12 protein-coding genes are annotated in these 13,551 nt (G+C 42.4%); 4 read left to right on the top strand and 8 right to left on the bottom strand.

The window, feature by feature from the left end:
• Window positions 1-12 precede the first annotated feature (12 nt).
• From MTO98_RS12975 to MTO98_RS12965, 3 genes are all read right to left on the bottom strand, one after another.
• On the bottom strand, window positions 13-417 hold the full coding sequence (locus tag MTO98_RS12975) for a ribonuclease P protein component (protein ID WP_243487080.1): 405 nt from the start codon (window positions 415-417) through the stop codon (window positions 13-15).
• Between the two features lie 77 nt (window positions 418-494).
• Entirely contained in the window at window positions 495-653 is a 159-nt protein-coding gene (gene rpmH / locus MTO98_RS12970; protein ID WP_083878950.1) for a 50S ribosomal protein L34, read from the bottom strand.
• Window positions 654-938: 285 nt separating this feature from the next.
• On the bottom strand, window positions 939-1,514 hold the full coding sequence (locus MTO98_RS12965) for an ankyrin repeat domain-containing protein (protein WP_243487079.1): 576 nt from the start codon (window positions 1,512-1,514) through the stop codon (window positions 939-941).
• A gap of 370 nt (window positions 1,515-1,884) precedes the next feature.
• Here MTO98_RS12965 and MTO98_RS12960 point away from each other — a divergent pair, with 370 nt between their 5' ends.
• A complete protein-coding gene (locus MTO98_RS12960) occupies window positions 1,885-2,763 on the top strand; it encodes a ChaN family lipoprotein (protein WP_243487078.1) in 879 nt (292 codons plus the stop codon).
• 124 nt (window positions 2,764-2,887) lie between these two features.
• Here MTO98_RS12960 and mscL read toward each other — a convergent pair whose 3' ends face one another.
• Window positions 2,888-3,292, bottom strand: a complete 405-nt coding sequence (gene mscL / locus MTO98_RS12955) for a large-conductance mechanosensitive channel protein MscL (RefSeq protein WP_243487077.1) — start codon at window positions 3,290-3,292, stop codon at window positions 2,888-2,890.
• 176 nt (window positions 3,293-3,468) lie between these two features.
• Here mscL and rpoN point away from each other — a divergent pair, with 176 nt between their 5' ends.
• Window positions 3,469-4,944 carry an RNA polymerase factor sigma-54 gene (gene rpoN / locus MTO98_RS12950; RefSeq protein ID WP_243487076.1) on the top strand — a complete coding sequence of 492 codons (1,476 nt, stop codon included), beginning with the start codon at window positions 3,469-3,471 and terminating at the stop codon, window positions 4,942-4,944.
• Window positions 4,945-5,263: 319 nt separating this feature from the next.
• On the opposite strand, the gene MTO98_RS12945 is transcribed toward rpoN, so the two are convergent.
• Together MTO98_RS12945 and glmM are read right to left on the bottom strand one after the other, a co-directional pair.
• Entirely contained in the window at window positions 5,264-6,400 is a 1,137-nt protein-coding gene (locus MTO98_RS12945) for a cysteine desulfurase family protein (protein ID WP_243487075.1), read from the bottom strand.
• A gap of 119 nt (window positions 6,401-6,519) precedes the next feature.
• Entirely contained in the window at window positions 6,520-7,911 is a 1,392-nt protein-coding gene (gene glmM, locus MTO98_RS12940) for a phosphoglucosamine mutase (RefSeq protein WP_243487074.1), read from the bottom strand.
• 263 nt (window positions 7,912-8,174) lie between these two features.
• Here glmM and MTO98_RS12935 point away from each other — a divergent pair, with 263 nt between their 5' ends.
• Both MTO98_RS12935 and MTO98_RS12930 read left to right on the top strand, forming a co-directional pair.
• Entirely contained in the window at window positions 8,175-8,738 is a 564-nt protein-coding gene (locus MTO98_RS12935) for a phosphatase PAP2 family protein (protein ID WP_243487073.1), read from the top strand.
• Window positions 8,738-9,454: a ZIP family metal transporter gene (locus MTO98_RS12930; RefSeq protein WP_243487072.1), complete on the top strand. Its 717-nt coding sequence runs from the start codon at window positions 8,738-8,740 to the stop codon at window positions 9,452-9,454. The genes MTO98_RS12935 and MTO98_RS12930 overlap by 1 nt, the downstream gene beginning before the upstream one ends.
• A 365-nt stretch (window positions 9,455-9,819) precedes the next feature.
• Here the strand turns inward: MTO98_RS12930 and MTO98_RS12925 are convergent, their stop codons facing one another.
• Window positions 9,820-12,081, bottom strand: coding sequence for a glycoside hydrolase family 3 N-terminal domain-containing protein (locus MTO98_RS12925; protein WP_243487071.1), 2,262 nt, complete (start codon window positions 12,079-12,081; stop codon window positions 9,820-9,822).
• Window positions 12,082-12,270: 189 nt separating this feature from the next.
• Window positions 12,271-13,530, bottom strand: a complete 1,260-nt coding sequence (locus MTO98_RS12920; RefSeq protein WP_243487070.1) for a glycoside hydrolase family 71/99-like protein — start codon at window positions 13,528-13,530, stop codon at window positions 12,271-12,273.
• Between the last annotated feature and the right edge of the window lie 21 nt (window positions 13,531-13,551).

The raw sequence follows: 13,551 nt of genomic DNA, 5'->3' as shown, positions 1-13,551 counted from the left end.
CCCCTCCTGGCATTAACTGGCTGTAACAGATACAGCGGCATTTAATTCGTTACCAAGCTGAGCAAATAGCTTCAGCATTTTTTTTTCGATGAAAAGATATGGTTCAACTTCTTTGCCCACATACCCTACCGAAACAATTATCCTTTTATCGGCCTGTTGCAGCATACTATAAAGGTGTTGCTGTTTATGAAGCCTGTACGCTTCACGCATCAGCCTCTTTAATAAATTACGGTCGACAGCGTGCTTATAACGCTTTTTAGGAACGGAAAAAAGAATTTGTGCAGGATGAAGCTGAGGCTCAGGATTAACAAGCCAGGATACCCGGAAGGGATAACATAAAAAAGAAGAGCCGTTATGAAAAAGCTTATCAATAAGCCTCTTATTACATAACCGTTCTTCTTTTTTAAAAGTATACATAGTTGCCATTTTTGAACCGAAGGATAAAGCAGATAAGCGGTTCCAAACCCTTATAAATAAGGGCAGGGCAACCTCAATTATGCTTTGTGCCTGCCTTCGTCAGAAACAGTTAATCTTTTTCTGCCTTTAGCTCTTCTGGCTGCTAATACTCTCCTACCGTTAGCAGTTGACATGCGTTCACGGAAACCGTGTTTATTTCTTCTTTTTCTTTGAGAAGGCTGAAACGTTCTTTTCATGGCTATATTTTATTCTATTCGTCTTTTTAAAACAAGAGCGCAAATGTAGTTATTTTATCCAATAATTCAAATACTATTTTTGTTATTTATAATAACTTTTGCACATAAGCTCAATAACAGCAAATTAGCGGTTTTTAATTGATAATAACTAATTGATCTGCTATATTTTTGATTGGTTACATGATGCCGTTAAATTAAAAATCCCGGAACACGTATCGCAATGATTTATCTTCCGGGACAATAATTTCAGAAATCATCCCTCATTAACGGGCTATCTTTTTATATTTATTGAAAAGGGATAGCGTATGATCCGCCGTTTTTCAAACTGGCGGTTACCTGGTAAGTATTGTTCAGCAACGATACTATTTCGGCCTTATCGGTATCTTTTGCGTAATCAGCGGCAGTTTTGTTTTTTTTGTCTTTAATTTTGGTGTTGGCACCATGTTCAAGCAAGCTTTTCACTACGCCGACATTGCTTCCGTTTACAGCTAATATAAGGGCGGTAGCACCGTTGCTGTTACGAATATTAATGTTAGGATAATAGTGCAGCAATTGCTCAACCATTTCTGCGTTGCCGTTTTTGCTGGCAATCATTAAAGCTGTATAGCCTTCTTTATCCTTATAATCTACTTTAACATCGGTTTGCAGTATCAGGTTCATGATCCTGCCCTGGTTGTTTTTTACTGCAACAAGTAATGGTGTATCGCCATTTTGGTCTTTCAAATTTACATTAGCGCTCTTGTTCAGCAAAAATTTAACCCCGGGGATATCATTGGTTTGAATGGCGGTAAAAATGTTTTGAGCGAAGATTGGCAATGAACATGCAAGCATCAGGCACAGCAGGGTAAGTTTCTTTTTCATTAAAAATCAATTGTTTATGGCCGAGGCCGATTAATATGTTTTTGCAATTAACGAAAAAAACGTTACCATGATTTTAACTAACATCCCGCCTGGCGGCGATGCGGCACTGCTACAAAAACCGCCATTTTCTTAGCATTTAAATTTATAGTATCATAATTTTCAGAAAAAATGAACGAAATGAACTAAAAGAAACTCGCGGTAGTTCGGGGCCTAAACAAACAGTTAAAACAGGAGTTAATTATTAGTTTAGCAGCATAAACCTTTAAAGAATATCAGCTGACATTATTATGACAATCCAACATTGAAAACATTAAACAAAATAGCTCTGCAACACCAATCAAAGCGTAACTTCAACATTTTAGCACAACAAATGAAATTGATCCTTTCCATTTTACTAACAGGTTTATCAGCTGTAGGCGCAGCACAGGAGTTACCTGCAAATCATTATAAAATTTACAGCACATCGGCACAAAAACTTGTTATGCCCGATGATATTATTAATGACATGGCCAATGCCGACGTTCTGTTTTTTGGTGAAGAACATAATGATTCAACAGCTCACTATCTTGAATTTGCCTTATTCAAAAAACTGGCAGAAAAGTATCCGCAAAAAACGGCTCTTTCAATGGAGATGTTTCAAACCGATTGTCAGTTGGTGCTGGATGAATACCTTGGCGGGCTTATCCGCGAAAAAAACCTGGTGACCGATGCGCGCACCTGGCCTAACTATAAGGACTACAAACCAATGATTGAACTGGCTAAAACCAACCACTTGCCGGTAATAGCGGCCAACGCCCCTACCCGCTATACCAATATGGTTACACGCAGCGGGCTTGATGTTTTAAAGCAGCTTGACAAACAGGCCAAAAGCTATCTGGCACCCCTGCCAATTGATACAGCATCCGGCCCCTATTATGATAAATTTGCTAAAATAATGGGTGGGCACGCGTCGATGCCGGGCATGCAGATCTATCAGTCGCAAAATCTTTGGGATGCTACCATGGGTTGGTCGATAGCTAAATTTCTGAAACAACATGCCGGTTTTAAAATATTGCAACTAAACGGCGGTTTTCACAGCGAAGAAAAATTGGGCGCAGTAGCCCAGCTAAAAAGATATGCGCCTAAAGCACGTACCCTTAACATAGCTACCTATGCCGATGAGAGCTTTGACAACCCCAACTGGAGTAAATTTGCGGGCATGGCCGATTATATTATCCTAACCGATCCTAAGCTGCCGAAAACTTTTTAGTTGATAGTACATAGTTGACAAGAAATAGTCCATAGTTGATAGATCATAGCAATATAAGGTAGAAACTATGATCTATGAACTATCAACCATGAACCATCAACTATGATCCATGAACTCAATTGCATTAGGCTTTTTTAGCAAGCAAATCGCGAATCTCGGTAAGTAAAACCTCTTCTTTAGTTGGTTCGGGAGGTGCTGCAGGAGCGGCTTCTTCTTTTTTCTTCAGTGAATTAATACCTTTCACAATTAAAAAGATACAAAAAGCAACAATTAAAAAGTCAATTACATTATTGATGAACAAACCATAATTGATGGCTGTTTCCGGTGTTTTATCAACCGCGGGCTTAAGCACATATTTAAGGTCTTTAAAATCGATACCCCCGGTTATCATACCTATAGGGGGCATAATGATATCAGACACAAGCGAGGTAACAATTTTACCAAATGCAGCACCGATGATAACACCTACAGCAAGGTCAACCACGTTGCCCCGCATTGCAAATTCTTTAAACTCTTTTACAATTGCCATAAATTAAAGTTTGGTTACTTAAAGTTAATAATATTACACAAACAATCTATTTATATAGTTTTTTTGTTGAAGTAAAAACAATTGGTGTATTTAAAACATTTAACAACTTTACAGCAGATACCTCAAGTAATTTTTAGTTAATATTAATTTGATGTATTTTTGGCTACATCTTAAATATGCTTAAACAGAACCTTCAACAAAAACTTTTACAAAAACTTTCGCCGCAGCAAATACAATTTATAAAGTTGCTGCAGGTGCCTACTGTTTCCCTTGATACCCGGATAAAAGAAGAACTGGAAGAAAATCCGGCACTTGAAGATCTGAGCCTTACCAACCTAAACGAACCCGAAGAACAATACCCGGACCGCGACCCCGACGATGATAATTTCAACAGCGACGAGGAAAAGGGCGAAATGGATGAATTTAACATTGACGACTACCTGCAGGAAGATAACGTAAATGATTACGGATCGCGCTATGATCAAAATGGCGATGACGAGGATGAGCGCAAGGAAATCCCCATTGCTGTGCAAAGCTCCTTTTTTGAAAGCCTGCAAGCCCAATTGGATTTACTGCCTTTAAGTGATAAAGATTTCATGATCGGCAAACAGATCATAGGCAGCCTTGATGATGATGGTTACCTGCGTAGGCCTATCATGTCGCTTACAGATGACCTCGCGTTTTCACAAAATGTGCTGGCCGAGGATGAAGAAGTTGAAGACATGCTAAAGGTAATCCAGGGCTTTGACCCTCCTGGCGTAGGTGCCCGCAGCCTACAGGAATGCCTGCTGATACAGCTTCGTAAAAAAGATGTTAACGATCCTATAATTAAAAAAGCGATACAGGTTGTTGAACACTATTTAGATGAGTTTACACGCAAACATTATGACAAGCTCGAAAAATCATTAAACATGAACTCGATTGAGTTGCGTGGTGTTGTTAATGAAATTTTAAAACTTAACCCCAAACCCGGCGACTCGAACGAGATCAACACCAAGCAAATGCAGGTGATCCCTGATTTTCATATCACTAACAATGACGGCACGTTAATACTTACCCTTAACTCCAAAAATGCACCCGAACTTAGGGTAAGCCGCTCGTACCAGGAAATGTTTCAGCACTATGACAAGGCTTCCCAAAAAGATAAAAAACTGAAAGAAGCAGTTCAGTTTGTAAAACAAAAGCTCGATTCGGCCAAATGGTTTATTGATGCTATTAAACAGCGCCAGCAAACGCTGCTTAAAACCATGAATGCCATTATGCAGTACCAATATGAGTTTTTCCTTACCGGCGATGACAAAAACCTAAAGCCGATGATCCTGAAAGATATTGCCGACCGTATTGGCATGGATATCTCGACGGTATCGCGCGTAGCCAACTCCAAATATGTGCAAACCGAATTCGGTACGTTTTTGTTAAAATCATTCTTCTCTGAGGCCATCCAAACCGAAAGCGGCGAAGAGGTATCCAATAAAGAAGTTAAAAAGATATTGGAAGAGCATATTGGCCAGGAAGATAAACGCCATCCGCTTGCCGATGAAAAACTGACTGAGATCCTTAAAGACGCCGGCTATAACATAGCCCGACGTACCGTAGCCAAGTACCGCGAACAGATGAACATCCCGGTAGCGAGGTTAAGGAAAGAGTTATAGTTTAGTGATTAGTGGTAAGAGATTGGAGGTTAGAAACCCCCGCTCTTTTATAAAACAAAAGCCTTACGAGTTTATCTCATAAGGCTTTTGCTTTTAATCATTTTTTCTAAACCGTCATTGTGCGGTACGACGACAACCGACCAAAGGGAGCTCATTAATACCTATAAAAATCAAATTATAATTATTAATAATCCCCTATTTGCAGGTCCGCCCTGTATAGTTCGCGATTGCTTCGTTCCTCGCAATGACGGTTTTCGTTAAAAAGTAAAAGCCTTGAGAACTGAGTTCTTAAGGCTTTTACTTTTAGTACTTTTTAAGCTTATACATTCACAGCACAAAGCTCACGAACTTTGGCTACTACAAAATCAACTTCCTCTTTTGTATTGTATTTTGAGAACGAGAAACGTACCGATGGCCTTGATGAGCTGGCTCCTATAGCCGTTAATACATGTGAACCGATATCGCTGCCTGAGCTGCAAGCACTACCACCCGAAGCAGAAATACCGGCAATATCAAGGTTAAACAACAACATATCGCTCATTTCCATTTCAGGGAAAGCTACGTTCAATACAGTATATAAACTTTTTTCAGCATCAGTTTCACCGTTAAAACTCACACCCGGAACATTGGCAATCAGTTGCTCCATCATGTATGATTTTAAACCCTGAATGTGATTCTGGTGTTCCTCCATTTCGCCGTAAGCCAGTTCAAGTGCTTTGGCCAAACCTACTATACCGTAAATATTTTCGGTACCGCCGCGCATGTTACGTTCCTGGGCTCCGCCGTAAATAAAAGGCTTTATCTTTATTTTATGGTTTATATGCAGAAAACCTATTCCCTTAGGGCCATGCAGTTTATGGCCTGCACATACCAGGAAATGAGCTTTTAGCTTACTCAGGTCATGCTGATAATGGCCCATGGTTTGTACAGTATCGCAATGGTAAATGGCATTATAGGTTTCGCAAAGGTCGCCAATGCGCTCCATGTTTGACAGGGTACCAATTTCATTGTTGGCGTGCATTAACGAAACAAAACTGCGTTCGTTTTCTTTCAATAATGTTTCCAGATGATCGTAATCAATAACACCCTTGCTATCGATATTTACCAGGCTCAATTTAATAATACCTGCCTTTTCCATTGCTTCCAGCGTGTGAAGCACTGCGTGATGCTCAGTAGGACTGGTAATGGCATGGGTGATTTTGTGATCAATGATACCGCACCTGATGGCCGTATTATCGGCCTCGGTACCGCTTGATGTAAAAAAGATTTCGGCGGGCGAGGTATGCAATAACCCCGCAATCGTTTTACGCGAACGTTCAATTAAGGTACGGGCTTCCCTGCCGTGGGCATGTATTGACGATGGATTGCCAAACTGGCTTTCCATCACCTTATACATCTCCTTCATTACATCAGGGTCAAGCGGTGTGGTGGCGGCATTATCAAAATAAACGCGCATTCTTTTTAAATTTATAAATTAATGGATCAGTAACTTCAAACACATGCCCGGTTTTATTATATAGCCAAGCAACCAACGATATTTACCGCCGGTTGCCTGTTATTTTTAATACCAGTAAATTAACCTTTCAGCTGTAAGATCTCCTTAATATCGGCAATGATCTTATTGGCCAAACCGTTTGCCACAGTTTCAGAATTGCCTTCGGAGTAGATCCTGATAATGGGCTCGGTGTTTGACCTCCGCAAATGTACCCATTCTTTATCAAATTCTATTTTCAAGCCATCAATTGTTGAGTGAGGCTGCTTGATATACTTCTCTTCAACTTTTGCCAAAAGGGCATCTATGTCCATTTCGGGCGTTAAAGTGATCTTGTTTTTTGAAATAAAATAACCCGGATATGACGCACGCAGGCTTGAAACCGACTTGCCATACTTAGCCAAATGGGTTAAAAACAAGGCAATGCCCACTAAAGCATCGCGGCCATAATGTAATTCAGGGTATATAACGCCGCCGTTACCTTCACCGCCGATAACTGCATTAACCGCTTTCATCTGGTTTACAACATTCACCTCTCCTACCGCAGCTGCATGGTATTCGCCGCCAGCCTTTTCAGTAACATCACGTAATGCACGGGTTGATGAAAGATTGGAAACAGTATTGCCAACATTATTTTTCAAAACATAATCAGCAACAGCCACCAAGGTATATTCCTCGCCAAACATGTTACCATCTTCACAAACAAAGCAAAGGCGGTCAACATCCGGATCAACAGCGATACCTAAATCTGCACGTTTACTTACAACCTCTTTTGATAAAGCTATCAGGTTTTCGGGAAGCGGCTCAGGATTGTGAGGGAAATTGCCATCGGGCTCACAATACAACTCGTGAACGGTTTCAACACCTAAAGCTTTCAGCAAAGCGGGCACAAAAATACCGCCGGTAGAATTTACACAATCAATTACTACTTTGAAGTTAGCTTTTTTGATAGCGTTAACATCAACTAATGGCAGCGCCAATACTTGGTCAACGTGTTTTTTCAGCCAGGTATCATCATGGGTAACTTTACCCAGGTCATTTACATCAGCATATTTAAAATCGCTGTATTCGGCAATTGTTAATACTTCTTTGCCATCGGCATCACTGATAAATTCGCCATCGGCATTAAGTAACTTAAGTGCGTTCCATTGCTTGGGGTTATGACTTGCAGTAAGAATGATACCACCGGCAGCCTTTTCGCCGGTAACCGCAACTTCAACAGTAGGCGTGGTTGACAAACCAAGATCAATTACATCAATACCCAAACCTTGCAGCGTGCCAATAACCAGGTTATTTACCATATCGCCCGATAACCGGGCATCACGGCCTACTACAATCTTTTTAATTCCTGATTTTTTAACAGCCCATGAGCCATAGGCCGAAGTAAACTTTACAATATCAAGCGGTGTTAATCCGTCGCCGACAGCACCACCGATGGTGCCACGTATACCTGAAATAGATTTAATTAATGTCAAAATGCGATGTTTTTGGTGTGGTAAAAGTAAAAAATATAAAACTACAAATGATATTGTTTTAAGTAATTGCGCAAACGCTTGCACATAAGGCCGTGGTTAATTTACAACTGTCAATACCGTATAAGGCGGCCTTAATTGTCATTCCTGCGCATTATTTTAAGCTTAACGGGATAATACATAGCCTAAGTATTAAAAGTCTTGAGGTTTTTTTAAGCTATTTGATAACTTTGAAAATTAAGTAAACAAGTATCTATCGTAAACCAATGCCCGACTATCTTTTAAATCTCGACCGGCATTTATTTTATTTTATTAACCACAACCTATCCAATTCGTTTTTCGACTGGATCATGCCTTTGCTGCGCAATCCAAAATTCTGGATCCCCCTCTATGTATTCATCATCGCTTTTTGTTTATGGCGATATAAAAAAACAGGTGCAATAATCATCCTATTGCTGGCAGCATCAGCGGGTGTTGCTGATTTTACCAGTGGGGTTCTTATCAAACACAGTATACAACGCCTTCGCCCCTGCCGCGACCCTATAGTATCAGTGACTGACATCAGCCGTGTGCCTTGCGGCAGCGGGTACAGCTTTCCATCAACCCATGCCACCGACCATTTTGCTATGGCCATATTTTTATGTTTTGTATTTGGCCGTAAATGGAAATGGATTTGGTTTTGGGCTATATTATGGGCTGGCAGCATTTGCTTTGCACAGGTATACGTGGGTGTGCATTTCCCGATAGATGTACTTTGCGGTGCATTATATGGCGCGTTTGTTGGATGGCTGCTTTCATTATTATTTAAAAAATTACAACCTGCCTTTTAATGGGATATTGGAAAATTCTGCTGCTTTTTTTTGCCGCCTTTTTTGGCGGTACTTCTGTATTTTTATTTAAAGGCGATAACCACAAAACGCTGAAACTGGTGCTGTCGTTCAGTGGGGCCTACCTGTTTGGCATCACCGTTTTACACCTGATACCCGATGCTTATCATGGTAATGACAACTATGTAGGGGTGTTTATTTTGATCGGTTTTCTGTTCCAGATCGTGCTTGAGCAATTTTCGGACGGGATTGAACACGGCCACATGCACAAGCATCCGCATGACCTGGCTGTTTTTCCGATAGGCATTATGGCAAGTCTTTGCCTGCATGCTTTTTTGGAAGGCATGCCCCTTGCCCAGGGCAATCAGGACCAATTAGTTTATGGCATAGCCCTTCATCATATTCCTGCGGCGTTTGCCCTGGCTACAGTACTACTTACCAATAAGCAGGGTAAAAATAAAACCATATTTTTTGTGGCGATATTTGCCATAATGGCCCCTGCCGGATATTTTTTCAGCGATGCCCTGAGCAACGGGAACATCGGCAACCTGCAACATTATTTTAACCGGATCATGGGTGTGGTTATCGGGATCTTCCTGCATATTTCAACCACCATTCTTTTTGAATCCAGTGCAGATCATCGTTTTAATATGCGTAAGATGATAGCTGTATTGGCTGGTGTTGCGATTGCCTTGCTGGGCTTTTTGAAGGAGTTGTAGGCACCAGCCCTTAAATCAACGCAATTAATCAGCTAAATAAAAGCAGGGATTGCGCGATTCCTTCCCTTGAGAAGGTGGAGGGAGGGGTTTCAGCGATGCCTTGTCGTTACAAAGGCGTATAAACCCCTCCCTGCCAACACGCAATCCTTATGCGCCCCTCCCAAGGGAGGGAATTGTCAAAAAAAGATAAATTCACTACACAAAAAAGGTGCACCTGTATCTCACCCCAGGCACACCGGTTACCAAAATATCTATCGGTAATCATCAACTAACACCGGACTCATGTTTGGTATGCTCCGGGATATTGTAAATATGCTTATTCCAAACATCCGCACATCTGAAATTTGCACATCTGCATATCTATTTTATTTCACATAAAAGCTTCCTCTCAGCCTGATATCTTCAGACGAACTGCCAACCATTACTTTGAACTCGCCCGGCTCAACAACCTGTTTCATCTGGCGGTTCCAGAGCATCAGTTCTTTATTGTCTATTTTAAACTGAACGGTTCCGCTCTCTCCCGGCTTAAGGCTAATCCTCTTAAAACCTTTAAGCGATTTTACAGGTGTAGTAACACTGGCGATAACATCTCGCAAATAAAGCTGCACCACTTCTTCGCCTTCAACTTTACCCGTGTTTTTAATATTAACGCTAACGTTTGCGGAACCATTTAGCGGGATTTGCGACTGAGTGATTTTGAGGTTTGAATACTCAAAAGTTGTATAACTTAATCCATGGCCAAATGGGAATAACGCAGAAGTATCCTGATCAACATATACATGCCTCGATGTTGGCTTATGATCATAGTAAAAAGGCACCTGCCCTACCGAACGGGGGAAAGTCATCGGTAGTTTACCTGATGGATTTACTTTGCCTAACAGCACATCGGCAATGGCCAGCCCGCCGGTTTCGCCTAAAAACCATGATTCAACAATGGCCGGGATCTTTTTGGCAACCCAGTTAATGCATAGCGGTCGGCCATTAAACAGTACCACTACTGTTGGCTTCCCGGTTTTGTATATGGCTTCAATCAGGCGGCTTTGCTGTTTGTTCAAGTCAAGGTTGGCGCGGTCTTTCCCTTCGCCCACCTCGTTAATATCTTCGCCCAAAACAACCACTGCCACGTCCGACTTGCTAACCGTGCTTACCGCCTTTTCCAAATATTCTGTTTGCTTTGCAGCTGATGTATCAGCCGTATAAGCGGTTTCAAATTTAATATCGAGGTTACTCCCGGCCTTCTGCCGCAAAGCATCTAATATGGCAACGCCTTTGCCTTGCTTGTTGGCGTAACCACCCAGGTAGGTGCTTTCAGCCAACGGCCCGACAACCACTACCGAGTGTACACCAGGTCCAAGCGGCAATACATTATTCTCATTTTTCAGAAGACTGATCCCTTCCTGCGCCAGTTTCATTGCAACAGTACGGCTCTCCTCTGTATGATTTACTTTTTTTAGCAGATCGGCATCTATATAAGGATTGTCGAACAGTCCCAGTATGAACTTTACCCGCAGTACATTTGATACAGCGCGGTTTAAATCGGTCATGGATAATTTCTTACTCGCCAACGCTTTATTCATAGCATCATGAAAAGGCAAATGCGGAAAATCATAAAACTGCATATCCATGCCGGCAGTAAAGGTTTGAGCCAATGCATCGGCCGCGTCAGTTGCTACCTGGTGGTTGTTGAGCGACATTTTGATAGCACCCAGGTCAGACAAAACAAAGCCTTTAAAGCCCCATTCACCGCGCAGCACATCTTTTAATAACCATTTATTATCTACACAGGGGATGCCATCAATTTCGCTATAAGCCGCCATCATGCCCATGGCACCACCTTCTTTAACAGCTTTCTCAAATACATATAAAAAGGATGAACGGGCTTCCCTTTCGCCCATATTAACAGGCGCAGTGTTGCTGCCAGCTTCTGGAATGCCATGTACGGCAAAGTGTTTAGGCTCGGATAAAACTGAATTATGATTGCTCAGCTTATTGCCCTGCAATCCTTTTACCATGGCAACGCCGTTAGCAGCCGAAAGAAAAGGGTCTTCGCCGTAGGTTTCTTCAACCCGGCCCCAGCGTGGGTCGCGCGGGAGGCAGAGCACCGGGCCTAATACCATGGCCACACCATGAGCGCGCATCTCGGTCGCTATGATACGACCAGCCTTGCGAACATTGGTAGTATCCCAGGCACCGGCCAACGCCATCGGGCTCGGGAAGGTGGTACTTCCCAAACCTTCGTAACCGTGCAGGCCCTCTTCAATAAAAAGTACCGGGATGCCTAACCGTGTTTTCTCAATAGCATAGCGCTGGATCTGGTTGCTTACATCAGCAGTTAAAGGATAAAGGTCATGCACAGAGCCAATGCCCTCGGTGCCGATATTGATCCTGACACTATCCGACATGGAAACAGCATCATGCCCCTGCATATTGGCGACCTCGTGCCCCCAGTACATATCCAGCTGCCGGATCTTTTCGGCAGTGGTCATGCGGCCAAGTAAATCGGCAACACGTTTTTCAACCGGCAGCGACGCATCCTTGTACGGAAGCTTAACAATAGGTTTAGGGGTATTAAATGAACATAAAATCGTTACTAAAAGAACCGATACATAGGCGTTCTTTTGCTTCATAAATTTATAATTGGTAAGGTTATTAATGCCGGTACAATCGATTGTTTATCTCCATAAAATAATTGGGGATACCGGTTTATCAGAGGCTAAAACTATGCGCGGAAAATAATAACTGATTAATAAAACATTAACAGCGGGAGTTTATCCGCCATTAATGTCAATTAAATTACAGACTGAATATTATGAAGGCTACTTCTTTACCGGCGGCGGCACGTTTGCTGTTAAAGGCAGCTGTTTACGCAGCATTTTAGCAGCGTAACCCGTTAAATATAAGTAGTAGTCATTGGGGATATCATCCTCAAACGTAACAAATGTACTTAAGCCAACCGGCGGATTTTTTGATACTTTAAGTATAGCCGTCCCTTCATCAACCTCATCAAACATGGCTACGTACAGCATTTCGGCGCCGCTGTTGATGGCACCGTTGATCTGTTTCCAGTAAAAATGACCGCGGTTGCGCGGAATCTGGTTTTGCTTTGCCCTCGGGTTCATGTTATGCCAGCTAAAACCCGGGAACACCGTTGGCACATAATCAACCTTATTGGCTTTACACCAGGCAATGTCGTCGGTAATGCGGTGCTGAAAGGCAGGATACGCTTCTTCGTTAAACCTACCCACAAACCATGGATGAACGATATCCACCTTACGCAACAGGTCATGCAGGTGTGGGTCATTCTCTGTATCGTTACTAAAGTCGCGCCAGTAGGTTGGCACGCCGAGCAATATGGCGCAACCACCGTAAACCGGGTCGTTCTTTAAAAAATCAATGATCTTTTCGCCTTCAGTTAAACCGTAACGGCGATGATCATTAAAACCGATCCCCCATACAGCCACCAGTGGTTTGCCATTGTGATACAACCAGGTTTGGTTATTACCCCGGTTGGTAACCTTCATACTATCAATAAGGTGTTTCCAATCTTTGATCACCAGCGAATCGCCGCCCGCGTTCATGCCCGACAGGTCATACATTACCGTAATAGCCCTGTGGTATTTCTGCGCGTATTTAAGGGCGTTGCCTAAAACCACATCATTATGGTGCTTACCCGGCCAGCGCTGCACATCGCCAATAAAGCGCTGTACAAAAACACCGTCGATGCCGTATTGCTGCATCCATTTAAAATGCGTTTCGGTTGATGAGGCATCGTATGAGCTGTACAGGTACGCATCGCTGCCATCGGCCAGCTTAAACGGCGTTTTGTAGGTTTTAGGATATTCACTTACATCGGGCCACAGATCGATATTGGTATAGCCCGGTTCAAATTTACCATGCGAAACATAATGGTTCCACCAGCGGTTGCCGCCATCGCCAGCCGCGTTGAACCAGCCCTGGTAACCGGCCATTATCAAACCTTTATAACTTTTAAAAGCCGATGTTTTACTGTGCCTCAATTGCGCGTTGGCAACAGCGCATAGCAGTAGCAGCAAGATGCTAAAAACGTGTTTTTTCATCAGGATAAAATTTTAATATGT

Source organism: Mucilaginibacter sp. SMC90 (assembly GCF_022811725.1).
In the GTDB taxonomy this organism is placed as follows: domain Bacteria; phylum Bacteroidota; class Bacteroidia; order Sphingobacteriales; family Sphingobacteriaceae; genus Mucilaginibacter.
This window is presented reverse-complemented; position numbering and strand designations above follow the sequence as displayed.

What these genes read in the sequence shown, in the direction of transcription:
- MTO98_RS12975 (WP_243487080.1), bottom strand. Translation starts at nt 417, where the DNA reads ATGTATACTTTTAAAAAAGAAGAACGGTTATGTAATAAGAGGCTTATT.
- rpmH (WP_083878950.1), bottom strand. Translation starts at nt 653, where the DNA reads ATGAAAAGAACGTTTCAGCCTTCTCAAAGAAAAAGAAGAAATAAACAC.
- MTO98_RS12965 (WP_243487079.1), bottom strand. Translation starts at nt 1,514, where the DNA reads ATGAAAAAGAAACTTACCCTGCTGTGCCTGATGCTTGCATGTTCATTG.
- MTO98_RS12960 (WP_243487078.1), top strand. Translation starts at nt 1,885, where the DNA reads ATGAAATTGATCCTTTCCATTTTACTAACAGGTTTATCAGCTGTAGGC.
- mscL (WP_243487077.1), bottom strand. Translation starts at nt 3,292, where the DNA reads ATGGCAATTGTAAAAGAGTTTAAAGAATTTGCAATGCGGGGCAACGTG.
- rpoN (WP_243487076.1), top strand. Translation starts at nt 3,469, where the DNA reads ATGCTTAAACAGAACCTTCAACAAAAACTTTTACAAAAACTTTCGCCG.
- MTO98_RS12945 (WP_243487075.1), bottom strand. Translation starts at nt 6,400, where the DNA reads ATGCGCGTTTATTTTGATAATGCCGCCACCACACCGCTTGACCCTGAT.
- MTO98_RS12935 (WP_243487073.1), top strand. Translation starts at nt 8,175, where the DNA reads ATGCCCGACTATCTTTTAAATCTCGACCGGCATTTATTTTATTTTATT.
- MTO98_RS12930 (WP_243487072.1), top strand. Translation starts at nt 8,738, where the DNA reads ATGGGATATTGGAAAATTCTGCTGCTTTTTTTTGCCGCCTTTTTTGGC.
- MTO98_RS12925 (WP_243487071.1), bottom strand. Translation starts at nt 12,081, where the DNA reads ATGAAGCAAAAGAACGCCTATGTATCGGTTCTTTTAGTAACGATTTTA.
- MTO98_RS12920 (WP_243487070.1), bottom strand. Translation starts at nt 13,530, where the DNA reads ATGAAAAAACACGTTTTTAGCATCTTGCTGCTACTGCTATGCGCTGTT.